At 66.1% G+C, this 2040-nt stretch carries 1 protein-coding gene and 1 pseudogene; both read right to left on the reverse strand.

Features of this window, described 5'->3' with window-relative positions; translation table 11 throughout:
- Positions 1-714 (reverse strand): annotated as a pseudogene (locus tag ACFWJO_RS38185) (beta-ketoacyl synthase N-terminal-like domain-containing protein); the annotation flags it as partial.
- Positions 650-2040 (reverse strand): aldehyde dehydrogenase family protein (locus ACFWJO_RS38190; RefSeq protein ID WP_386872759.1); only part of this gene is annotated, 1391 nt, incomplete at its 5' end. The gene ACFWJO_RS38190 and the pseudogene ACFWJO_RS38185, both read right to left, overlap by 65 nt.

Genomic DNA, 2040 nt, shown 5'->3' on the forward strand with positions numbered 1-2040 from the left:
GTCTCGTCCCGGTTCACCGTCTCCTCCGTGGCCGGCACGCGAATGGGCACGATCTCGCGCGCGAAAGCGTTGGCGGAGTCCGCCCGCGCCGCGAGTTGATGTGAACGCGCGGCGAACTCGTCGAGTTGTTTCCGGTCGAGATTCCACCGGTGCGCGATGAGTTCGGCTGCGACACCCTGGGGTAGCAGTCCCGGAGCGTACCGCTCGTTCACCGAGGGACCGTAGATGTCAGCACCCTGACGATTCGATCCCATCGGCACACGGCTCATCGACTCGACGCCGGCCGCGATCACGATGTCGTAGGACCCCGCCATCACGCCTTGCGCCGCAAACTGCAACGCCTGCTGACCGGAGCCGCACTTGCGCTCGATGGTCACGGACGGCACCTGCTCCGGCAGCCCACGCCATCCGCCCGATGTTGCCGGACTGCTCGGAGGACTGCGTGACACACCCGACCAGTAGATCGTCGACCTCGCCGGGATCCACCGCCGTTCGCTCCACCAGCGCGGAAACCACCTGCGCCAGCAGCTCGACCGGATGAACACCGGCCAGTGCGCCAGCCGGGCGGGCTCGACCCATCGGCGACCGGACCGCGTCGATGACGACTGCGGAGTTCATGTCGCGCTCCCACTGGTTCGCCGCCTGGTGCTCACCATCGGGTAACGACCAGCTTCTGATCGGTGAAGAAATCCAACGGCGCAGCACCACACACATGCGAATCACCGTAGAACGAGGCACCGTACCCGCCCATCGTCACATTCGCCGGCGGCGCCGGAAACGCATTGACACCCACATTGCCGGCCCGGATACCCCGCTCGAACTCCGCCGCCACCGCACCAGAGCTGGTGAACACCGCTGCAGCGTTACCGAACTCGGTGTCATTCGACAACGCGATCGCCTCCGCGAGCGTATCCACCCGATGCACATTGATCACCGGACCGAACAACTCCCGACCCTCCACCCCGTGCCGCGGATCCAGATCGGCCACGACGGTCGGCCCGATGAAATAGCCGTTCTCCGACCCCACCCCACCCACCGGCTTCACGTTCCGACCATCGAGAACGAACGTCGCACCCAGATCCTCCGCCTCCCCCAGCGCCGCCAGGATCCGCACCTTGCTCTCGGCGCTGACGACCGGTCCCATCGTCACACCCTCGTCCATACCGTCACCGACCACCAACTGATCGGCCAACGCCACCACACGGTCCATCAGATCGCCGTAGACGTCACCGACCACCACCACCCGACTCCCCGCCAGGCACCGCTGACCCGCCATCCCATAGGACGAGGACACGATCCCGGCCGCCGCCCTATCGAGATCCGCATCCGCGGCCACCACGATCGGATTCTTCGCACCACCATTGGCCTGCACCCGCTTCCCGGCCGCTGCCGCCGCCCCGTAGATCGCCCGCGCCGTCGGCGACGACGTGATGCACGAGACCGCCACCACCGACGGGTGGGCGATCAGGTGCTTGACCACATCCGCCCGACCGTGCACCAAGTTCAGCACCCCATCCGGCAGACCCGCCTGCTGCAGCAACCGAATCGCCGCGGTGGACGCGAGCGGATCCTGCTCGGACGCCTTGATGATCAAGGTATTACCCGTGACCAGAGCCCACGCCGAGAACTGCACCGTGTTCATCACCGGGAAGTTCGACGGCGTCACCGCCACACACACCCCCAACGGCTCCCGCACCCGCCGCGCATCCACACCAGTGGTGACGTTCACGGCGTCGCTGTGATACAGCATCGGAGCGGCAATCGCCGTCTCCAAGAAATCGACGGCCCGCCCCACCTCACCGCGCGCCTCATCCAACGTCTTACCCTGATCGATCGTGACCGTGCGCGCCAACGACTCGACATTGTCCTCGAGGATCACCTTCATCCGATACAAAAACCGCACCCGCTCCGACAACGGCCGCGAACCCCAGTCGGCGAAGGCACGAGACGCAGCCACCACGGCCGCCTCCGCATCCTCGATCGTCGCCGGCACCAACTCCGTAATCACCTGCCCCGTCGCAGGGTTGAACACATCGATGG

Origin of the sequence: Streptomyces sp. NPDC127092 (genome assembly GCF_042722475.1) — a bacterium.
Lineage (GTDB): Bacteria > Actinomycetota > Actinomycetes > Streptomycetales > Streptomycetaceae > Streptomyces.